The organism is Paenibacillus methanolicus, from assembly GCF_008124765.1.
GTDB classification, from domain to species: Bacteria; Bacillota; Bacilli; order Paenibacillales; family Paenibacillaceae; genus Paenibacillus_Z; species Paenibacillus_Z methanolicus.
This window is the reverse complement of record NZ_VNHS01000002.1, coordinates 529,280-549,718: the sequence shown is the minus strand read 5'-3', so window position 1 is coordinate 549,718 and position 20,439 is coordinate 529,280. Positions and strand designations below refer to the sequence as shown.

Annotated in this window: 20 protein-coding genes and 1 other annotated feature; of the genes, 19 read left to right on the top strand and 1 reads right to left on the bottom strand. The window is 57.6% G+C overall.

Features of this window, described 5'->3' with window-relative positions; translation table 11 throughout:
• Nucleotides 1-29: 29 nt before the first annotated feature.
• From spoVE to BCM02_RS07390, 19 genes are all read left to right on the top strand, one after another.
• A complete protein-coding gene (gene spoVE / locus BCM02_RS07480) occupies nt 30-1,127 on the top strand; it encodes a stage V sporulation protein E (RefSeq protein ID WP_148928429.1) in 1,098 nt (365 codons plus the stop codon).
• A gap of 10 nt (nt 1,128-1,137) precedes the next feature.
• A complete protein-coding gene (gene murG / locus BCM02_RS07475) occupies nt 1,138-2,283 on the top strand; it encodes an undecaprenyldiphospho-muramoylpentapeptide beta-N-acetylglucosaminyltransferase (protein WP_148928428.1) in 1,146 nt (381 codons plus the stop codon).
• 132 nt (nt 2,284-2,415) lie between these two features.
• On the top strand, nt 2,416-3,321 hold the full coding sequence (murB, locus tag BCM02_RS07470; RefSeq protein ID WP_148928427.1) for a UDP-N-acetylmuramate dehydrogenase: 906 nt from the start codon (nt 2,416-2,418) through the stop codon (nt 3,319-3,321).
• 15 nt (nt 3,322-3,336) lie between these two features.
• Nucleotides 3,337-4,641: a UDP-N-acetylglucosamine 1-carboxyvinyltransferase gene (gene murA, locus BCM02_RS07465; protein ID WP_148928426.1), complete on the top strand. Its 1,305-nt coding sequence runs from the start codon at nt 3,337-3,339 to the stop codon at nt 4,639-4,641.
• Nucleotides 4,642-4,737: 96 nt separating this feature from the next.
• Nucleotides 4,738-5,502, top strand: coding sequence for a cell division protein FtsQ/DivIB (locus BCM02_RS07460; protein WP_148928425.1), 765 nt, complete (start codon nt 4,738-4,740; stop codon nt 5,500-5,502).
• Between the two features lie 252 nt (nt 5,503-5,754).
• Nucleotides 5,755-6,999, top strand: a complete 1,245-nt coding sequence (ftsA, locus tag BCM02_RS07455) for a cell division protein FtsA (protein WP_148928424.1) — start codon at nt 5,755-5,757, stop codon at nt 6,997-6,999.
• A gap of 17 nt (nt 7,000-7,016) precedes the next feature.
• On the top strand, nt 7,017-8,150 hold the full coding sequence (gene ftsZ / locus BCM02_RS07450) for a cell division protein FtsZ (protein ID WP_148928423.1): 1,134 nt from the start codon (nt 7,017-7,019) through the stop codon (nt 8,148-8,150).
• Nucleotides 8,151-8,622: 472 nt separating this feature from the next.
• On the top strand, nt 8,623-9,549 hold the full coding sequence (spoIIGA, locus tag BCM02_RS07445; RefSeq protein WP_148928422.1) for a sigma-E processing peptidase SpoIIGA: 927 nt from the start codon (nt 8,623-8,625) through the stop codon (nt 9,547-9,549).
• 51 nt (nt 9,550-9,600) lie between these two features.
• Nucleotides 9,601-10,323 carry an RNA polymerase sporulation sigma factor SigE gene (gene sigE / locus BCM02_RS07440; RefSeq protein WP_148928421.1) on the top strand — a complete coding sequence of 241 codons (723 nt, stop codon included), beginning with the start codon at nt 9,601-9,603 and terminating at the stop codon, nt 10,321-10,323.
• A 202-nt stretch (nt 10,324-10,525) separates the two neighbouring features.
• Complete coding sequence (sigG, locus tag BCM02_RS07435; protein ID WP_148928420.1) at nt 10,526-11,308, top strand: RNA polymerase sporulation sigma factor SigG; 783 nt, start codon at nt 10,526-10,528, stop codon at nt 11,306-11,308.
• A 151-nt stretch (nt 11,309-11,459) separates the two neighbouring features.
• Nucleotides 11,460-11,738, top strand: a complete 279-nt coding sequence (locus tag BCM02_RS07430) for a PRC-barrel domain-containing protein (RefSeq protein ID WP_148928419.1) — start codon at nt 11,460-11,462, stop codon at nt 11,736-11,738.
• Nucleotides 11,739-11,793: 55 nt separating this feature from the next.
• Entirely contained in the window at nt 11,794-12,672 is an 879-nt protein-coding gene (gene pgeF, locus BCM02_RS07425; protein WP_148928418.1) for a peptidoglycan editing factor PgeF, read from the top strand.
• The gene (locus BCM02_RS07420) at nt 12,669-13,394 is read left to right on the top strand and encodes a YggS family pyridoxal phosphate-dependent enzyme (RefSeq protein WP_148928417.1); all 726 of its coding nucleotides are present in this window, start codon (nt 12,669-12,671) and stop codon (nt 13,392-13,394) included. The genes pgeF and BCM02_RS07420 overlap by 4 nt, the downstream gene beginning before the upstream one ends.
• 49 nt (nt 13,395-13,443) lie before the next feature.
• Nucleotides 13,444-13,905, top strand: a complete 462-nt coding sequence (locus tag BCM02_RS07415) for a cell division protein SepF (protein ID WP_148928416.1) — start codon at nt 13,444-13,446, stop codon at nt 13,903-13,905.
• 7 nt (nt 13,906-13,912) lie between these two features.
• Nucleotides 13,913-14,191, top strand: coding sequence for a YggT family protein (locus tag BCM02_RS07410; RefSeq protein ID WP_148928415.1), 279 nt, complete (start codon nt 13,913-13,915; stop codon nt 14,189-14,191).
• Nucleotides 14,188-14,967, top strand: coding sequence for a YlmH family RNA-binding protein (locus BCM02_RS07405; RefSeq protein ID WP_148928414.1), 780 nt, complete (start codon nt 14,188-14,190; stop codon nt 14,965-14,967). Before BCM02_RS07410 ends, BCM02_RS07405 begins: the two co-directional genes overlap by 4 nt.
• An 84-nt stretch (nt 14,968-15,051) precedes the next feature.
• Nucleotides 15,052-15,549, top strand: a complete 498-nt coding sequence (locus BCM02_RS07400; protein ID WP_148928413.1) for a DivIVA domain-containing protein — start codon at nt 15,052-15,054, stop codon at nt 15,547-15,549.
• Between the two features lie 47 nt (nt 15,550-15,596).
• Nucleotides 15,597-15,880 (top strand) — a binding site (T-box leader).
• A gap of 71 nt (nt 15,881-15,951) precedes the next feature.
• Nucleotides 15,952-19,032: an isoleucine--tRNA ligase gene (gene ileS / locus BCM02_RS07395; RefSeq protein WP_425466159.1), complete on the top strand. Its 3,081-nt coding sequence runs from the start codon at nt 15,952-15,954 to the stop codon at nt 19,030-19,032.
• 204 nt (nt 19,033-19,236) lie between these two features.
• Nucleotides 19,237-19,521, top strand: a complete 285-nt coding sequence (locus BCM02_RS07390) for a DUF5665 domain-containing protein (protein WP_246183275.1) — start codon at nt 19,237-19,239, stop codon at nt 19,519-19,521.
• A gap of 26 nt (nt 19,522-19,547) precedes the next feature.
• On the opposite strand, the gene BCM02_RS07385 is transcribed toward BCM02_RS07390, so the two are convergent.
• Nucleotides 19,548-20,258, bottom strand: coding sequence for a TraR/DksA C4-type zinc finger protein (locus BCM02_RS07385; protein WP_148928411.1), 711 nt, complete (start codon nt 20,256-20,258; stop codon nt 19,548-19,550).
• Nucleotides 20,259-20,439 lie beyond the last annotated feature (181 nt).

Here is a 20,439-nt window from a genome sequence, read left to right as displayed (position 1 = left end):
CTACTTACGCTTGCAGAGGTGTTTGCGCTATGGCAAAAGCCAGGTCCGCACCGGACGTCTGGATGATCGTCTCCATTTTTCTAATTCTCGCGCTTGGACTGGTCATGGTCTATAGCGCGAGCGCGGTGCTCGCCTTCCACGAGTTCGGCGACCGGTTCTATTATGTCAAGCGGCAGTCGCTATTCGCGGTTCTCGGTATCGGCGCCATGTTCCTGACGATGAACGCCGATTATTGGGTGTGGAAGAAGTGGGCGAAGCTCGGCCTGCTCGTATGCTTCGGCCTGCTCGTCATCGTCCTCATACCGGGCGTCGGCGTCGTGCGCGGCGGAGCGCGAAGCTGGCTGGGCATCAGCTCGTTCGGCATTCAGCCGTCGGAGTTCATGAAGCTCGCAATGGTGCTGTTCATGGCCAAGCTCCTGTCCGAACGACAGCAGGTGGTGACCAGTTTTACGAAAGGACTGCTGCCGCCGCTCGGCATTCTCGGTCTTGCGTTCGGCTTGATCATGATGCAGCCGGACTTAGGGTCCGCCGCTGTCATGGTCGGGGCGACGCTCATCGTCATCTACACGTCGGGCGCGCGTACGCGGCATTTGGGATCGCTCGCGATGGTTGGCGTCGTAGGCCTTGTCGGACTTATTCTGGCGGCGCCGTATCGCATGAAGCGGATAACCGGCTTCTTGGATCCCTGGTCCGACCCCCTGGGAACCGGATACCAGATCATCCAATCTTTATATGCAATCGGTCCCGGCGGCTTGGTCGGATTGGGGCTTGGGATGAGCCGTCAGAAGTTCAGCTACTTGCCCGAGCCGCAGACGGACTTCATCTTCGCGATCGTGGCCGAGGAATTGGGTTTTATCGGCGGGGCGACGATCATCCTGCTGTTCGCGATTCTCGTCTGGCGGGGGATGCGCACGGCCATGGCCGCGCCCGACTCGTTCGGCAGCCTGCTTGCCGTCGGCATCGTCGGGATTATCGCGGTGCAAGTCTTTATTAACGTCGGCGTCGTCATAGGTATGATGCCGGTTACCGGCATAACGCTGCCGCTCGTCAGCTACGGCGGTTCCTCGCTGACGCTGCTGCTCACGGCGCTGGGCATTCTGCTCAACATTTCCCGATACTCGAGGTGACGCAAAGCGGATGCGAATCGTACTGACCGGCGGAGGGAGCGGCGCTCATGTCTATCCGGCGCTCGCGATCGGCAGACAGCTGCTGGAAGAGGAGCGGGGCAGCGAAATTTTATACATAGGTTCGAAGACTGGCGCGGAGGCCGCCATCGTGCCGCCCGCGCCTATGCGGTTCGAGACGTTGGACATCGTGCGCGTCGGACGGAGGATTTCGTTTGATCACGTGCGAGGCATTATCAGGTTCATCCGCGGCGTAAGACGTTCCAAAACGCTGCTGCTCGACTTCAAGCCGGACGTGGTTGTCGGTACGGGCGGCTCCGTGAGCGGCCCGGTCGTTTATGCCGCGGCCAAACTAGGCATTCCGACGCTTCTTCATGAGCAGAACGCCGCTCCGGGACGCGCGAATGCCGCATTATCCCGGTATGCGGACGTGGTGGCGGTCAGCTTCAAGGATTCGGCGGATTCGTTCAAGCGCGCGCGCAGGGTGCTGGCCGCCGGTAATCCCTGCGCGGCGAACGTGCTGCGCGCGAACCGCAACAAAGGATACGCTTCGCTCGGCATTCCATACGGGAGCGTAATCGCGCTCATATATGGAGGTAGCCGGGGATCGAAGGCGATCAACGACGCGATGGTGGACATGGCGCCGCTGCTGCAGCGGCTGCCGAACGTCCATTTTGTATTTGTAACGGGAGAAAGCTATTACGACGGCACGATGGCGCGGATGAAAAAGGTGCTGCCAGCCCTATCCAACTACATCCACGTGCAGCCGTATTTGCATAATATGCCCGACGTGCTGGCGGCGACGACGATTGCCGTATGCCGGTCGGGCGCTTCTGCGCTGGCGGAGCTTACGGCGCTCGGCATTCCGGCCATTCTGGTCCCGTCGCCGAACTCGGCGAATCATCGCCAAATCGCGAACGCCAGCAGTTTGGTCGAAGCGGGGGCCGCCGAAATGATCGCCGAATGGGAGTTGACGGGGGCGGGCCTGTTCTCGCGTTTGCAAGCCCTTCTTCAGGATGGCGAGCGGATGGCGCGCATGGGCGCGGCAGCCCTGAATATGGGCGAGCCGCGCTCGGCCGCGCTTCTCGTCAGCGAGATTCGCAAGTTGGCGAATATACGAAAAGCAACGGAAATGGGCGATTGTCACACACCCGTGTGAGAGGGCATAGAATACTCCATAATCGTGACCGTCACCCGGCAGGGGCCGCTTCGGAAGTTGGCGCCTTCCGCCTTGGGTGGACGATTCGCGAAGTCCTCGCGACAATCGCCGGAGCATAAGGAGGTACGACAGATGGAGCAGTTCATAACGGAACTTGGGCAAACGGAAGCCGGAGACGTACATTTCAATAAACCGCTGGCCAGCTACACGACGTGGAAAATCGGCGGGCCGGCCGACGTGCTCATCGTTCCGCACACGACGGAGCAGCTGATTCGGGTCATCAGTCTGCTGCGCAAACACGGCATGACATGGACCAACCTCGGAAGAGGCTCCAATATGCTCGTCAGCGATAAGGGGATCCGCGGGGTCGTCATCCAGCCGGGCAGAGAATTCGATTATGCGAAGTTCGATGGAACGCTGGTTCATGCGGGAGCCGCATATTCCTTCATCAAATTGTCCGTCTTGGCGGGCAAAGAGGGATTATCGGGCCTGGAATTTGCAGGGGGGATTCCAGGGTCGGTAGGCGGTGCCGTTTATATGAATGCGGGAGCTCACGGGTCGGATGTGTCACGTATCTTTCAATCGGCCGATATCGTGCTCGAGACAGGGGAATTGGTGCATTACGGAGCGGAGAACATGAAGTTCTCCTATCGCCACACGGTGCTTCAGGAGCAGCCGGGAATCGTCGTCTCGGCGACGTTCAAGCTGGCGCTTGGCGACCGCAAGGAGATCGCCGCGGCACTGGCCGCGCATAAGGATCGCCGGCGCCGCACGCAGCCGCTGCAGCTGCCCAGCGCGGGAAGCGTGTTCCGCAATCCGCCGGGCGACCATGCCGCAAGGTTGATCGAAGAGGCGGGGCTCAAGGGCTTCCGCGTCGGCGGAGCCGAAGTATCCACGCAGCATGCCAATTTCATCGTCAATATCGGGAAAGCGACGGCCGAGGACGTTCTCACCCTCATCGCGAAAGTTCAGTCCACGGTTGAAGACCGTTACGGCATTCAACTAAAACCTGAAGTATTGGTGGTGGGTGAGCGGTAACTCGGAGGTGATAAATTGGACAAATTGGTGATTGAAGGCGGGAGACCCCTGTCAGGATCCATTGCAATCCAAGGGGCGAAGAATGCCGCTTTGCCGATTTTGGCTGCCAGCATGCTGGTAGAAGGGAAAGTAACGATCGATCAAGTACCGCGCTTGCTCGACATCGAAGTGATGCTTAACATTCTGCGCGATCTCGGATGCAGGGCGGAGCACGAGAACCAGACGGTCACGCTGGATACGTCGGGGGCGAGTTCCTCGCATATTCCGGAGACGTTAATGCGGCAAATGCGCTCCTCTATTTTTCTAATGGGGCCGCTGCTTGCCCGCTACGGCGAAGTGACGATCTATCAGCCAGGGGGCTGCGCGATCGGCGAACGCAAAATCGACCTGCATTTGCAGGGACTGATTGCGCTCGGCGCCGAGATCGTAGAAGAGGGCAGCCGAATCGTCTGTTACGCCAAACGTTTGAAGGGAGCCGACGTGCATCTGGACTTCCCGAGCGTCGGGGCGACGGAGAACATCATGATGGCCGCCGTGCTGGCCGATGGCGTGACGACGATTACGAACGCCGCGCGCGAGCCGGAAATTCAAGATCTGCAGCGGTTCCTTAACGCGATGGGGGCCAAAGTAATCGGCGCCGGAACGGACACCATTACGGTGGAAGGCGTCGATAAGCTTACCCCATGCCGCTATACCGTCATTCCCGACCGGATCGTGACGGGCACGATCATGGTGGCTGCGGCAGCGACGAAGGGAAGCGTAACGCTTCGTAATACGTACCCCGCCCATCTGACCTCGCTCATCCATGTGCTGCGGCGCGCAGGTGTTCAAATCGAGGTCGACGGTGATATAATCAGGGTAGGAAGCGCGAGCCGGCCAAGGTCGATCGACCGGGTCGTGACGAGCCCGTATCCGGCGTTCCCGACCGATCTGCAGTCTCAGGTCATGGTGCTCTTGGCGCTGGCAGACGGCGTCAGCGTGATGAAGGAGACGATCTTCGAAGGCCGTTTCAAGCATGTTGACGAACTCGCCCGCATGGGAGCGGATATCCGTGTCGATCTGAATGCGGCCATTATCCGCGGAGTGCCTCGCCTGTACGGCGCGACGGTGGAAGCGACCGACTTGAGGGCCGGAGCCGCGCTCGTTATCGCGGGGCTGGCCGCGCAAGGAAAGACGGTCGTCGAACAGATCCATCATATCGACCGCGGCTACGACGGCATCGAGACGATGCTTCAGCAGCTAGGTGCCCGAATTACGCGCGCGAAGGCGATTGCGAATAACCCGGTACTGCCCAAAGCGGTCCGTTCACTAAACGAATAATCGCGGCCGGCAGGGAAGACGCTGCCGCCTCCCGGAGACGGGGGGCGGCGCAGGCGCTTTTCGGCCGTTTCCGTTCCCGCGAAAAGAGGACAAGCCATGCAAGAGAAAATACCGGTTCTGAAAGAGCCCATCCGCAGGCGCGGCGCGGGCAAGAAGCTTTTGACCGTGCTAGTGCTGCTTTTTATTGTTATATTAAGCGTCCTGTTTTTTAATTCCTCCATTAGCAAAATATCGGAAGTGACCGTGGAAGGCGCGCGTTTCAATCCGCAGACTACCATTCTGGAGACGGCCGGCGTGAAGGCGGGCGACGCGTTCTTCGGTACCCGGGAGAGCACGATCGCAGGCCGCGTGAAAGCATTATCCTCCGTTAAAGACGTCAAGGTGACGAAGTCGTTCCCGGGGCGCGTCCATATTTCGGTCACGGAGCATCCGGCTGTCGCCTACGAGTTGTCCGCCAAGGGAAATCTGACCGCGATTTTGTCGAACGGGACGAGCATTTCCGCAGGATCCGACAACGTTGTCGACAAACCGGTGCTCACCGGCTGGAAGGACGATGACGCGATCAAGGGCAAATTAGGGATTGCGCTGGCGCAAATTCCTGCCGAGCAACTGTCCGACCTCTCGGAGATCATTCCGCTCCCTTCCAAGGCCTATCCGGATCGGATTAAGATTTACACCCGCAGCCGTTTCGAAGTCATCACGGCGGTATCGCTGCTGAAAGATAAAATCGGCACGCTGAACGCCGTCGTGGAGTCGCAAAACCCCGGCGTCGTGACGATGCTGCTGGCGGATAGTTATGTCTCTTTCGATCCGGAAACGCCGGAAAATGAGGATTCGGACCAAAAAGAGACTACTCAATAGCCCTAAAGAATGATAGAATTTTAGTTATGCTAGTTTACGCGGACCTGATCATGCATTCGTTTTCAACCCGCCCGGCAGAGAGTTTTCCCGGACTGGAAATATTTACGCGAGCCGAAAAAAATGTAGAAAAAAGAGGGAAAATATAAAACGCGTTGAATATGGTTGAAAGCAGATCTAATGCGCTCATATAAACTTTACAATAAGTATGAAACAGGCAAAGAAATCCATTAGTTGAAACGGAGGTGCCGCGGGTTGAGCAGCAACGACATCATCGTCAGTTTGGACATCGGTACATCCAAGGTTCGGGCTATTATTGGGGAAGTGACGAACGGTTCCATTAATATCATCGGAGTTGGATCTGCCGACTCGGAAGGTATTCGAAAGGGCGCAATCGTTGATATTGACCAGACCGTGCAATCGATTCGCAACGCGATAGAGCACGCCGAGCGCATGGTCGGCATTGAGATAAGCGACGTATACGTGGGCATTCAAGGGAATCATATCGGACTTCAGACGAACCATGGCGTAGTGGCGGTGTCGAATGAGGATCGGGAAATTGGCGATGACGACATCGAGCGGGTGCTTCAAGCCGCGAAGGTCGTTGCGCTGCCTCCCGAACGCGAAATTATCAATCTCGTGCCAAAGCAATTTTTGGTGGACGGATTGGAAGGGATCTCGGATCCGAGCGGCATGATCGGCGTCCGGCTCGAAGTCGAGGCGACCGTCGTCACGGGCGCCAAGACGGCCATTCACAATCTCGTCCGCTGCGTCGAGAAGGCGGACCTGAAGATCGCCGGCATCGTTTTGATGTCGCTCGCTTCCGGTCAGATGTCCTTGACGAAGGACGAGAAAATGATGGGCACGGTTCTGGCCGATATCGGCGCGGGCTCCTGCACGATCGCCATCTTCGACGGCGGGAGCCTTGCGGCGACGTCGACGCTTCCGATCGGCGGCGAATACGTGACCAGCGATATCTCGTACGGCTTGCGCACGCAGACCGAGCACGCGGAGAAGATCAAGCTGAAATTCGGCTGCGCCATGGTAGGCGACGCGGCCGAGGATCAGAAGTTCAAAGTGATGCGCATGGGCAGCAATGTCGAGAAAGAATTCACGCAGGTTGATTTGGCGAATATTATCGAGCCGAGGATGCAGGAGATTTTCCATCTCATCCGCATGGAAGTGAGACGGCTGGGTTATGGCGATAAAGTGAACGGTTACGTGCTGACGGGCGGTTCGGTTTCGATGCCCGGCACACTGGCGCTCGCGCAAAGCGAGCTGGAATCATCGGTCCGTATTGCAGTCCCCGATTTCATCGGCGTTCGAGACCCAGCGTACACAAGCGGCGTAGGCATTATCCAATACGTCTCCAAATATATGGGGATACGCGCTTCGGGCGCCGCTCCTAAGAAGAGTGCGCCGCGCAAGGCGGCTGCGGCCACATCGTCCAAGCCAGGATTGATCGAACGACTGAAAAACATGTTTAGCGAATTCATTTGATCGGGGGAAATTATAGAATGTTGGAGTTTGATTTTGAGAACGAAACGCTCGCGCAGATTAAAGTCATTGGTGTAGGCGGCGGCGGCAGCAACGCCGTAAACCGCATGATCGAGAACGGCGTCAAGGGCGTGGAATTCATTACGGTGAATACGGACGCGCAGGCATTGCACATGGCGCGTTCCGAGCAGAAACTGCAGATCGGCGATAAGCTGACGCGGGGTCTCGGAGCAGGCGCGAATCCTGAAGTGGGCAAGAAGGCGGCCGAGGAATCCCGCGAAGCGATCAGCAATACGCTGAAGGGCGCGGACATGGTATTCGTAACGGCAGGCATGGGCGGCGGCACCGGTACCGGCGCGGCACCGGTCATCGCCGAGATCGCGCGCGAATGCGGCGCCCTTACGGTGGGCGTCGTTACGCGTCCGTTCACGTTCGAAGGCCGCAAGCGTTCCGGACAAGCCGAGCTTGGCATCGAAGCGCTCAAGGAGAAAGTCGACACCCTCATCGTTATTCCCAATGACCGACTGCTTGAGATCGTCGATAAGAAGACGCCGATGCTCGAAGCGTTCCGCGAAGCGGACAACGTGCTTCGTCAAGCGGTACAAGGCATTTCCGACTTGATCGCCGTGCCGGGTCTCATCAACCTGGACTTTGCGGACGTCAAGACGATCATGACCGAGCGCGGCTCGGCCCTGATGGGCATCGGTTCGGCGACCGGCGAGAACCGCGCGGCGGAAGCGGCGCGCAAAGCGATCCAGAGTCCGCTCCTCGAGACATCCATCGACGGCGCGCGCGGCATCATCATGAACATCACGGGCGGTGCGAATTTGTCGTTGTATGAAGTTAACGAAGCGGCCGAGATCGTCATCTCCGCTTCCGATCCGGAAGTCAACATGATCTTCGGCGCGAGCATCGACGAGAACTTGAAAGAAGATATTAAAGTAACGGTTATCGCAACCGGCTTCGAGCACCGCAACGCGGCTCCGATCCGCCGCGCTCCAGGCGCTCAGCCTGCAGCCGAACCGGCCGCGGATCCTCGCGGCGCGTCCGCAGGTTCCGCGGCGCCGAAGCCGTTCAGCGGCAGCGGCTCCGTATCGAGCGATCAGCTGGACATCCCGGCGTTCCTGCGCAACCGCCGCAACAACGACCGCTAAGAATAGAATCTGCAGCATGCTTGCCGCATAGCGAGATAAGATGAACGCTCCCTCTTAAGAGGGAGCGTTTTTGCGTTCCGCGATCGTGCCCGGTCTTTGAGAGAATCTAGCAAGACAAGCGCGTAAACATCGGTTCAAGATACGCGCCAGGCTCGTATTCGCGCGGCCGTCTGTCAGATTATCGGGAGTGGAATCGCTCGTTTCGAGAGGGTCAGACACGATCCGAGCGCCGGACGTACAAGACGTCAACCAACCCCAGTGCATGCGGACGCCGCGAAGTCAGAGGGATTGCGCCGTTGCTGCTTGTCCAGCCGCCGACGATATCGCGAGCTTCTACCTCGACAAAAAAAGATCGCTCCTGACGGCATGTTTAGACAGACATTGTAATAGGCTTTAACTATACTAGACACAAGCCGCCCCACCTTCATAGCGTGGATTAGAAGCGGCAACCTAGGGCCTGTTTGGCAGGAAGGTGAACGCCCTGGCTCCTGTTTATATCGACGTCTATTTCATGGTGAATCTGTTGTTTAACGGCGGGGCTTTGCTGATGACGGCCTGGATACGAGGGGTAAAGGCTTCGTGGTGGCGGACATTGCTTGGCGCGTCGTGCGGCGCTCTCTATGCGGCCGTCGTTCTCTTCCCGCAGCTGGACATGATGCTCTCGGTTCCCGTAAAGGTGCTGTTCTCGCTTGCCATGCTGCTTATCGCGTTCGGCTTCGGCAGTCTGCAGACGTTCATGCGGCTGATCGGCTCGTTTTATATGGTGAATTTCGCGGCGGGTGGCGCGGTATACGGGCTTCACTACTTGTTGATGGACGCCGGTAGCAGTTACCGTCATGTACTTGGGTTTCTGGCGGGTTCGGCGCAGCCGGAAATCAAAGTCGCCGCGGTGTTCGTATTCAGCGTCGCTTGCGTGTCGCTCTACGTGCTGCGCTCGGTGATCACCTTTCGCAAGGAGAAGGCGCTGGTTCAGCAGCATCTGGCCAGCGTGACCGTCACGATCGGCGGACGGCGACAGCAGTGCATAGGGTTGATTGATACGGGCAACCAGCTCTACGAGCCGCTGACGAGGACGCCGGTCATGGTCATGGAAGCATCGCTCTGGCAGGATGATTTGCCGGCTTCTTGGATGAAGGGCATCCGGGAAGCGCAGGTAGATAAACTGATTGCGCGGATGAGCGGCGACACGTTCGAATGGCAGGACCGGCTCCGGCTTGTTCCTTTCCGGGGCGTGAACCGCGGAGCGCAATTCATGCTGGCGCTCAAACCCGATCGAGTCGTCATCGAACGCGAGGGAGAAACCTTTGAATCGACCAAGGTGTTAGTCGGCCTGGATGCCGGCAAATTAGTCGCAGATGGGGCCTACCAGGCAATTATCCATCCGTCACTGCTCGGTTAACCGAGCGCGTCTGCACTTTAGCCACAGTACTTCGGGGAGGGATGGAGCACCATGCTCGTCAAATGGAAATTGATCCTGCAGTTATATTATTATCGCGTTTTGTTTTTATTCGGCCTGAAGAGCGAAGAAATTTATTATATTGGCGGAAGCGAAGCGCTGCCGCCGCCGCTCACCCGGGAAGAGGAAGAATACCTGCTGGGGAAGCTGCCTTCAGGGGATACGGCGATCCGAGCCATGCTCATCGAACGCAACCTGCGGCTCGTGGTCTACATCGCCCGGAAGTTCGAGAATACCGGCATTCATATTGAGGATCTTGTTTCCATCGGCGCCATCGGCCTCATCAAGGCGGTCAATACGTTCGATCCCGAGAAGAAGATCAAGCTGGCCACGTACGCCTCCCGGTGTATCGAGAACGAGATTCTCATGTATTTACGGCGCAACAGCAAGACGAGAACGGAAGTTTCTTTCGATGAACCGCTCAACATCGACTGGGATGGCAACGAGCTCCTTCTCTCCGACGTGCTCGGGACGGAGAACGATACGATCTATCGGGGCATCGAGGAGGAAGTCGATCGCAAGCTGCTGCACAAGGCGCTGGATAAGCTGACCGAACGCGAACGCATAATCATGGAGCTGCGCTTTGGCTTGGCCGATGGCGAGGAGAAGACGCAGAAGGATGTGGCGGATTTGCTCGGCATCTCGCAATCGTACATCTCCCGGTTGGAGAAACGGATCATTAAGCGGCTGCGCAAAGAGTTTAACAAAATGGTCTGACCCCGGCACAAACCGCGAGAACGAGCGAAATTATTTTGTCAAGAAAGGCGGTGCGCCAAGACGGTCAACGCCTGCCAATGACAGTGTTCATACGGCTTTCCGCCATCGTTAGGATGGACGGGAGGCCGTTTTGGCGTTCGGAATAAATTGGGGGGGCGGGGAGATAATGAACATTAATGTTTCTCCTTGGGAGGTAATCACGTTGACCCGAAACAAAGTCGAGATTTGTGGAGTGGATACCGCGAAACTGCCTGTTCTAACGAATGCCGAAATGCGCGAGCTGTTTACCGCGCTTCAAACGAAAAACGAATGGGCAGCAAGAGAGAAATTGGTCAATGGCAATCTGAGACTCGTGCTCAGCGTCATCCAACGCTTCAACAACCGCGGTGAATTCGTCGATGATTTGTTCCAGGTCGGCTGCATCGGCTTAATGAAGGCGATCGACAACTTTGACCTTAGCCAGAACGTCAAATTTTCCACGTATGCCGTCCCGATGATCATCGGGGAAATCCGCCGTTACCTGCGCGACAACAATCCGATCCGCGTATCGCGGAGCCTGCGGGACATCGCGTATAAGGCGCTGCAGGTCAGAGACAGCCTGACGAACAAAAACTCCCGGGAGCCGACGATCTTCGAAATATCCGAAGCGCTGAACGTCCCGAAGGAAGACGTCGTGTTTGCGCTCGATGCGATTCAAGACCCGGTCTCATTGTTTGAACCGATTTATCACGACGGGGGCGACCCGATCTATGTCATGGATCAAATCAGCGACGACAAGAACAAAGACGTGTCCTGGATCGAGGAAATCGCGCTCCGCGAAGCGATGCACAAGCTGAACGAACGCGAGAAGATGATTTTATCGATGCGTTTTTTCGAAGGCAAGACGCAAATGGAGGTCGCCGACGAGATCGGCATCTCGCAGGCGCAAGTATCGAGGCTCGAGAAATCGGCCATCCAGCAAATGCAGAAACACGTCAAAACGTGAACAGCCCGGAAGGGCGAACTTAAGGCCGGCATCCGCGACGATGCCGCCTTTTCTTTTTGTCTTGCGGGGAGGACATATTGCCTAAATGAAACATATGATAAAAGTAAGCGGGCGTAAGTGATATTCCCCATGGAAGCGTGGTGACGGGCGCGTGAAAATATCCGACTTTCAAACGAAGGACGTCATAAATATTGTGGACGGGCGCAAGCTCGGTCAAATCAGCGATTTGGAGCTAGATCTTAGGCAGGGGCGCATCGACTCCATCGTCGTGCCGAATTACACGAAGTTCTTCGGCCTATTCGGCGGCGGCGGAACCGATATGATCATCCCTTGGCGCAATATCGTCAAGATCGGGACGGACGTCGTCCTCGTCCGCATTGACGACGCGAAAGCCTACCGGAGCGACGAAGAGGAGAAGGAAGCGCGGTAAGGGCGCGCTCGCGGGCGATGCGGGCGTATGGTACACTGGGCAAGGGGTGAGAGAGATGGAACCGTTCGAATCGACAACTGCAGCGAAGTCGCCTTCGCTTTTTTTATTGCCGTCTTGGACCAAGGCGGATGACCGGTTAACGGCAGGCTTCAGTAGCCGCCTGGGAGGCATTAGCGCCTCGCCGTGGAACGAACTTAACGTCGGACTTCATGTGGGCGATAGCGCGGAAGACGTCGTACGCAACCGCGATCTGATCGCCGAAGCGCTCGGGTGGCCGTTTGAAGCGTGGACATGCGCCGAGCAGGTGCACGGCAGCCGCGTGCACCGCGTAACGGCGGAAGATCGGGGACGCGGAAGGGAAAGCCGAGAGAGCGCGATCGGCGACGCCGATGCGCTGATGACGAACGAGCAGGGGATTTTGCTGGCGTCCTTTTACGCCGATTGCGTGCCGCTGTATTTCTGGGACCCGCGTCGGGAGGCCGTCGCGCTCGCCCACGCGGGCTGGAAAGGAACGGTGGCGGAGATTGCCGTTCGCACGGTGGAAGCGATGGTGGAGGCGTATGAGAGCCAACCGGCGGATATTCTGGCCGCGATCGGACCTTCCATCGGCGGCTGTTGCTACGAAGTGGACGAGAACGTGCTTCGGCATGTCCGGCCATTGCTGGAAGAGCTGAGCGCGCACGGTATCGCGGAGGCAGGGAGCGAGGAGCGGGTGGCCGTTAATCCGTCGTCACCGGGCAAGGCGCGGATCGACTTGAAAGAAATAAACCGACAGATTATGATAAAAGCAGGAATTTTGCCGACGCATATCGAAATAACACAGTGGTGTACCGGCTGTCGGACGGACCTGTTTTTTTCGCATCGAACGGAACAGGGGCGGACCGGCCGGATGGCCAGTTGGATCGGATTGGGAAGAGGTGCAGCACGCGCATGACAATGGCAGAGCGGATCGAAACGGTAGAGCGCCGGATCGCCGAAGCTTGCCGCAGAAGCGGCCGGGATCGGGAAGAGATTCAAGTGATCGCCGTCACGAAATACGTAGGCGTGGATACGACCCGGGAAGCGCTGCGGCAGGGACTACGCCATCTGGGCGAGAACCGCTGGCAGGATGCCTCCGGGAAGTGGCGCGAGATTAGCGGCTCGGAGGAAGGTGCAGCCGAATACGAAGCGGCCGGGAAGCAGGCGATTTGGCATTTTATCGGCTCGCTCCAGACGAACAAAGTGAAGGACGTCATTGGCAAGTTCACATACATACATTCCCTGGACCGCGACTCCTTGGCGGAGGCCATCGATAAACGGGCGGAACAGCTGGGCATCGTCGTACCCTGCTTTATCCAAGTGAATGTGTCAGGAGAAGAAAGCAAGCATGGGCTGACGCCGGAAACGCTTCCGGCCTTCGCCCGGCAATTGGCGGGTTATCGGCATATTCAACCGGTCGGCTTAATGACGATGGCGCCGCTGGATGCGGAGGCGGAACAATCCCGGCCATACTTCCGCGCGCTGCGGGAGCTGCGGGATTCGCTGAACGGACAGGCTTTGCTCCGCGAGCCAATACGCGGACTGTCGATGGGCATGTCCGGCGATTTCGAGGTCGCGATCGAAGAAGGCGCGAACTGGCTTCGCCTCGGCACGGTACTCGTGGGCAAGAACGGGTAATGAGGGTATAAGGACAATTACACTTCCGTTAATCGGAGGAGGAGCGTGAATGAGCATGATCAATAGATTTATGAATTTTCTCGGGCTTCAGGAGGAAGAGGAGATTATCGAGAAGGAGCGGGTCGACACGGGCGCGGATCAAGAGGAGCCGGATCATGAAACCACCCCGTTCGAAGCGCGTAGACATACAGCGAAGGCGAACAACGTCGTCAGCATTCACTCGCAGAAGAACGTCCGCGTCGTGCTGAACGAACCGCGGTCCTACGACGAAGCGCAGGACATCGCGGACCATTTGAAGAGCCGCCGCTCCGTTGTCGTGAATTTGCAACGGGTTCGAATGGACATTGCCGTGCGGATCGTCGATTTCTTGGGCGGAACCGTGTACGCGCTCGGCGGCAATATGTCGAAGCTGGGTCCGAATATTTTCTTGTGCACGCCGGATTCGGTTGATATTCAAGGCACCATTTCGGAAATGCTGACGGAAGAGGCCGACTACAAAAAAATGAGGTGACCTTGGATTGGAAGATGTCGTAAGGGTTATTTATTATCTGGAATCGATTTATCGATACATGATTATCGGTTATATTCTGCTCTCCTGGCTGCCTAACGCGCGCGAGAGCTTTATCGGCGAATGGCTGGCTAAGCTTGTCGAGCCGTACTTGACGCCGTTTCGGCGCATTATCCCGCCGATTGGCGGCATGCTCGACATATCGCCGATCGTTGCCTTGTTCGCGCTACATTTCGTGACGTACGGCATTATCGCGATCGTGCAATTCATCGCCAACATGTTCGTATGAAGCAGGAAGCCTACGTTCATTTTCATCCCGATGAGCGTCCGTTCGTCGATCGCGTCGTCGAATGGATGGAGCGGGCAGTGCACGGTCATGAGCTGAAACGGACGGATTTCCTCGATCCGCGACAAATCGAGATCGTAAGCTCGATCGCCAACCGGTACGACGTTACGGTCCGATTGTCCGGTGGCTACGCGGAAGCGGAGCGTCGCAGGGCGTTGATCGCGCCGGATTACCGCTTCCTGGACGACGAGCCGGAAGGCATTTCGCTGCTCGAGATCACAAGCGACACGCAAGGACATTTGGAGCTGGATCATGGCGATTACTTGGGGGCGCTGCTCGGACTCGGCATTAAACGAGACCGGGTCGGCGATCTTCACGTGCATCCGGAGTTTTGCCACTGTCTGCTGGATGAAGCCATTGCGGAATACGTCAACATTCATTTGCGGCAGGTACACCGGGTGCATGTCTTGACGGAGCTGCTCCCGCTTACGCGGCTGCATCCGGCGCAGACGCAGCTGGAGACGATGAGCTTGTCCGTCGCGTCGATGCGATTGGACGGAATCGCTAGCGACGTGCACCGGATTAGCCGGACGAAGATCGTCGATCCGATTCGGGCGGGACGCTGCCGCGTGAACTGGAAAGTCGAGGAGGATCCTTCGACGCCGTTGAGGGAAGGCGATGTCGTCTCGATGCAAGGTTTTGGCCGATTCAAGGTCCTGAGCGTCGAAGGGATTACGAAAAAAGGCCGACAGCGCGTCGTCGTGGGCAAATATCTATAAGACAGATGCAGGAATTTGAATGAATCTGTCGAATCCTACAGGTAAAATTCGGATTTATGCCCATCACATTCTGGAGGTGCGCCAATGCCGCTTACGCCGTTGGACATACATAACAAGGAATTTGGCAGAAGTTTTCGCGGATACGACGAAGACGAAGTGAACGAATTCCTCGATTTGGTCATTAAAGATTACGAAGCGCTAATTCGCGAGAACAAAGAATTACAGAATCAGGCGCTTGCGCTGCAAGAGAAGCTGAACCACTTCAGCAACATCGAGGAGACGCTCAGCAAGACGATCATCGTGGCGCAGGAAGCGGCCGACGAAGTGAAGAACAACGCGAAGAAGGAAGCGCAGCTAATCGTGAAGGAAGCGGAGAAGAACGCGGACCGCATCATCAATGAATCGCTCTCCAAGTCGCGGAAGGTCTCGCTGGAAGTGGACGAGCTGAAGAAGCAAGCTTCGATTTACCGCGCGCGGTTCCGCACGCTGGTCGAAGCGCAATTGGACTTGCTCGGCCAAGAGGGCTGGGATACGCTTGACGCCGGCCCGGCTGCGGGCGCGGGCGAATTGTCCCGCGGGTAATCCGCATTGACTTTTGCCGCAGAATAACGTATAAATAACAGTAATAATTACCGTCGATGACGAGAACGAGTACGCCAATGGGTTTGTTCCCCAGAGAGCCGGCAACTGCTGTGAGCCGGCGTTCAAGCCGTGGCCGAATATCCTCTCCGAGACGCGTCGCCGAAGCCGTGCGATTGGCATGGGAATAAGCGATGCCGGGTGTCCGCCGTTACAAGGAACGGAAGACTGCGGTCTTCTTGCTAAGGTGCCGCGCGCATGCGTTCGTTTAAGGTCTATGAATGCAGACGTGTCGGAACAAGGGTGGTAACGCGAGCCAAGCCTCGTCCCTTTCAGGGATGGGCTTTTTTTTATGCCCGGAAAGCAAAATGGTCAAAGGAGTTGTACATCATGCAGCGCATAGACGTGAAAGAGAAAGCCAGAGCCCGCGAGCTTCGGGTGCTGGGACAATGGAAACAAGACGACACATTCAAGAAATCGGTGGATAACCGCGAGGGCCGGCCGAATTTCGTCTTCTATGAAGGACCGCCTACGGCGAACGGCAAGCCGCATATCGGGCACGTATTGGGCCGCGTCATCAAGGACTTCATTTGCCGTTACAAGACGATGTCCGGCTACCGTGTCGTCCGCAAAGCGGGCTGGGATACGCACGGCCTGCCGGTCGAGCTGGGCGTCGAGAAGCAACTCGGCATTTCCGGCAAGCAGGAGATCGAGAACTACGGCGTGGAAGCGTTCATCAAGAAGTGCAAAGACAGCGTATTCGAATATGAACGTCAATGGCGCGAGCTGACCGAGGCGATCGGATACTGGACGAACATGGACGATCCGTACATCACCCTCGACAACAACTATATCGAGAGCGTGTGGAATATTCTCTCCACCATCCACGGCAAAGGCTTGCTGTACCGGGGACACCGCGTAAGCCCGTATTGCCCATGCTGCCAAACGACGCTCAGCTCGCACGAAGTGGCGCAAGGATACGAAGACGTGAAGGACTTGAGCGCGACGGCGAAGTTCAAACTGGTCGACGAGGACGCGTTCGTGCTCGCATGGACGACGACGCCGTGGACGCTTCCGGCGAATGTGGCGCTTGCCGTCAACCCGGCATTGGATTACGTGCGCGTGCAAGCGAACGGCGAGACGTACATCGTGGCGAAGGGGCTCGTCGAGAGCGTGTTCAAAGGCGAGCATGAGGTGCTGTCCACCGTGAAAGGCGCCGGCCTTGTCGGTCTTGCCTATCAGCCGCCGTTCGCCTACGCGACGGTCGAGAACGGCCACCGCGTGATTCCGGGCGATTTCGTCACGGAATCGAGCGGTACGGGTATCGTTCACATCGCGCCGGCTCACGGCGACGACGACTATAAGGTCGCGCGTCAGAACGAGGTCGGCTTCCTGAACGTGGTCGACAACGCAGGCAAGTATATGGACGTCGTGACCGACCTGGCGGGGCGTTTCGTCAAGGATCCGAACACGGACATCGAGATCGTCAAAATGCTCAGCGAGCGCGGCTTGTTGTTCTCCAAGGAGCGTTACGAGCACAGCTACCCGTTCTGCTGGCGCTGCAAGACGCCGCTCATCTACTATGCGACGGAGAGCTGGTTCATCAAGACGACGGCCGTTCGCGACCAGCTGATCGCCAACAACAACACGGTCGACTGGTACCCGGGCCACCTGCGCGAAGGCCGTTTCGGCAAGTTCCTCGAGGACTTGGTGGATTGGAACATCAGCCGCAACCGCTATTGGGGAACGCCGCTCAACGTCTGGGTGTGCGAGAGCTGCGGCCAAGAGCACGCGCCGAACAGCCGTGCGGATCTCGCCGCGCGTTCGGTTCATCCGATCTCCGAGGACATCGAGCTCCATAAGCCATACGTGGACGAAGTGAAACTGAATTGCCCGCATTGCGAAGGCGGCGTCATGACGCGCACGTCCGAAGTCATCGACGTCTGGTTCGACAGCGGATCGATGCCGTTCGCTCAGCAGCACTATCCGTTCGGCGACGCGTCGAAGTTCGAAGAGCAGTATCCGGCGGACATCATCTGCGAAGGCATTGATCAGACGCGCGGCTGGTTCTTCAGCTTGCTGGCGGTATCAACGCTGTTCAACGGTAAGGCGCCGTATAAAGCGGTTCTCTCGACGGGACATATTCTCGACGAGAACGGCCAGAAGATGTCCAAATCCAAAGGCAACGTCATCGATCCGTGGGAGATCATCGAGGAATACGGCACGGACGCGTTCCGCTGGGCGCTCCTCGCGGATAGCGCGCCATGGAACAGCAAGCGTTTCTCGCGCGGCATCGTCGGCGAAGCCAAATCCAAAGTGATCGATACGATCGTGAACACGCACGCGTTCTTCGCGCTGTACGCATCCATCGACGGATACGATCCGGCAACCGCGGCTCCTCGCGTTTCGAACGCGAAGCTCGACCGTTGGATTGTTTCGCGCTTGAACAGCTTGATCCTGACCGTGGAGAAAGGTTTGGCCGTGAACGACTTCCTCAACCCGGCCAAGGCGATCGAAGCGTATGTCGACGAACTGAGCAACTGGTACATCCGCCGCTCCCGCGACCGCTTCTGGGGCAGCGGCTTGACGGACGAGAAGCTCGATGCGTACGCGACGCTGCAGCACGTGCTCGCGACGCTCGCCAAGCTGATCGCGCCGTTCGCGCCGCTCGTGGCGGATGATCTGTACACGAATCTGGGCGGCGGCGGCAGCGTGCATTTGACCGACTATCCTCAAGCCGACGAGTCGGCGATCGACGCCGCGCTCGAGCAGGACATGGAGACCGCGCGCCAAATCGTCGAACTGGCCCGCAACGTTCGCAACGAGACGGGACTGAAGACGCGTCAACCGCTCTCCGAGCTGATCGTCGCGCTTGACCGCGATTTCGCGCTAGCCGAATACGAAGCGATCATCAAGGATGAGATCAACGTGAAGTCAATCACGATCGCGAGCGGCGACAGCGGCTTCGTCGACTTCGCCTTCAAGTTGAACCTGAAGGTAGCGGGCAAGAAGTACGGCAAGCATGTCGGACCGATCCAAGCGCATCTCAAGTCGCTGACGTCCGAGCAGACGGCAGCCGCGGTTCGCGCTGGCGAATTGGCTTATACTTCGGGCGAAGGCGAGACGTTCACGATCGCGCTTGACGAGCTGCTCGTCGAGAAACAGGCGAAGGCCGGATTTGCCTCGGCATCGGGCTATCAGTTAACCGTCGCGCTCAATACGGACATTACGCCGGAGCTGGTGCAAGAAGGCCATGTTCGGGAAGTGATCCGCGCCGTACAGGATACGCGCAAGAAGTTGGATCTGCCGATCGAGAAGCGGATCGATCTCGTGCTGGACGTGGACGGCGAGCTGCGCAGCGCGCTGGAAGCGTTCGAGACGGTGCTGTTCGAGAACGTCTTGCTGAGCAGCGTTCGTTACGAGAAGGCCGATGCCATGGAGCGCGTGCAGCTCGGCGACAAAGAAATCGGGATTCAAATCGGATAATCCGGGCATAGTAACCTGTGACAACCAGGCTCCGGACGCTCGTTATACGCAAATAATCGGAGGCCGGGGATAACGAACGCCCATGCTACGATGCCTGCCCGCGGCAATAGGCCGTAGGCGGCATGGTGGCATGGGCGTTTTTTAGTGGGAGGGGGCGCTGGTTTGACCGATGAAGTGAAGGATATGAGCGCGATTCGGCGTTCGATGGATTTGCTGGACCGAAGATTGATGAAAGTTGCCGAGGACATGGAAAGGTCGCAGATGGCCGAGTACGTGGATTTGCTGAACCGCCCGTTCTCGCTCATTTGGCGCAATTTGTTGGCCGGCACGGCGAGAGGCGTCGGCATCGCGGTCGGATTCACGTTCTTCGCCGCCACGATTGTTTACGTGCTGCAGATGCTCGGCGCATTGAACCTGCCGATCATCGGAGACTATATCGCGGATATCGTTCGGATCGTCCAGCACCAATTGGATGTCAAAACGTATTAGGCCGGGCTTGCATGCCCGGCCTAATTTCATGAGTATTCGAGACCGTGATCGCCTTCGTCATTCTCCATGTAATTGTAATATTCGCGGTTGCGAATGACGCTGACTTGGCTGCCCGTAATATCCGTGGCCAAAAAGCTCTCGATCGCTTCCACATATCCTTCGGGTTCGCCGGCTTCGATGCCGACGTAATCATAGGAGTCGACGTCCCTGTTCTCGGACATGGCCGGCGAGTCGGAGTTGCCCCAGCTCTCCACGATCTGCCAGGCATCTTCGCCGTCGAAGCCATTATACTCATGTTCGTCAAGACTCGACCGGCCGAAAGGCGGATATAAAAACTTTTCTTCTACCGGGCGATTGGAAGACAGTTCCTGACGCGGGGCATGCTCGACGCTGAACAGCGTTTCGGGTATCGCTTGCAGACGCTCGTACGGAATCGGTTGGCCCGTTGCTTGACATATGCCGTAAGTGCCGTTGTCCATTGCGGCCAGCGCGGCCGTTATCCGGGTTAAGCGAAGATCCTCCTGCTCCAGCAGGGCAACGTCTTTCGCGCGTTCGAACGTTTCGGTCGCCACGTCGGCGGGGTGGTTATCGATGGTCGAAAGCTCGCCGCTTTCATCGCGCTGCGAGCCGGCGAGACCGTAATGTTCATTATTGGCGAGCCTTTCCTCGATCCGCCTTTTCTCCGTTTCGAGCCGGGCTCGAAGTTCGCTAAGCTGAGCAGCCGTCAAATCCGTCAATCGAAGCACTTCCTTTCATCGGGCATGGCGGAACGCTTTACGTCGTTTAGTCTGGTCTTTGCCGATTGGTTTTAGAATGCGGGAACACCATCAATTGAAGGCATGGCAGGGGGAAATTGCCGGTTAAGGACGAAAATAAGCCGAAACCGCTTCCTAAGCCCGGTAATCGCTGGTCGATGGA

What these genes read in the sequence shown, in the direction of transcription:
- spoVE (WP_148928429.1), top strand. Translation starts at nt 30, where the DNA reads ATGGCAAAAGCCAGGTCCGCACCGGACGTCTGGATGATCGTCTCCATT.
- murG (WP_148928428.1), top strand. Translation starts at nt 1,138, where the DNA reads ATGCGAATCGTACTGACCGGCGGAGGGAGCGGCGCTCATGTCTATCCG.
- murB (WP_148928427.1), top strand. Translation starts at nt 2,416, where the DNA reads ATGGAGCAGTTCATAACGGAACTTGGGCAAACGGAAGCCGGAGACGTA.
- BCM02_RS07460 (WP_148928425.1), top strand. Translation starts at nt 4,738, where the DNA reads ATGCAAGAGAAAATACCGGTTCTGAAAGAGCCCATCCGCAGGCGCGGC.
- ftsZ (WP_148928423.1), top strand. Translation starts at nt 7,017, where the DNA reads ATGTTGGAGTTTGATTTTGAGAACGAAACGCTCGCGCAGATTAAAGTC.
- sigE (WP_148928421.1), top strand. Translation starts at nt 9,601, where the DNA reads ATGCTCGTCAAATGGAAATTGATCCTGCAGTTATATTATTATCGCGTT.
- pgeF (WP_148928418.1), top strand. Translation starts at nt 11,794, where the DNA reads ATGGAACCGTTCGAATCGACAACTGCAGCGAAGTCGCCTTCGCTTTTT.
- BCM02_RS07420 (WP_148928417.1), top strand. Translation starts at nt 12,669, where the DNA reads ATGACAATGGCAGAGCGGATCGAAACGGTAGAGCGCCGGATCGCCGAA.
- BCM02_RS07415 (WP_148928416.1), top strand. Translation starts at nt 13,444, where the DNA reads ATGAGCATGATCAATAGATTTATGAATTTTCTCGGGCTTCAGGAGGAA.
- BCM02_RS07405 (WP_148928414.1), top strand. Translation starts at nt 14,188, where the DNA reads ATGAAGCAGGAAGCCTACGTTCATTTTCATCCCGATGAGCGTCCGTTC.
- BCM02_RS07400 (WP_148928413.1), top strand. Translation starts at nt 15,052, where the DNA reads ATGCCGCTTACGCCGTTGGACATACATAACAAGGAATTTGGCAGAAGT.
- BCM02_RS07390 (WP_246183275.1), top strand. Translation starts at nt 19,237, where the DNA reads ATGGATTTGCTGGACCGAAGATTGATGAAAGTTGCCGAGGACATGGAA.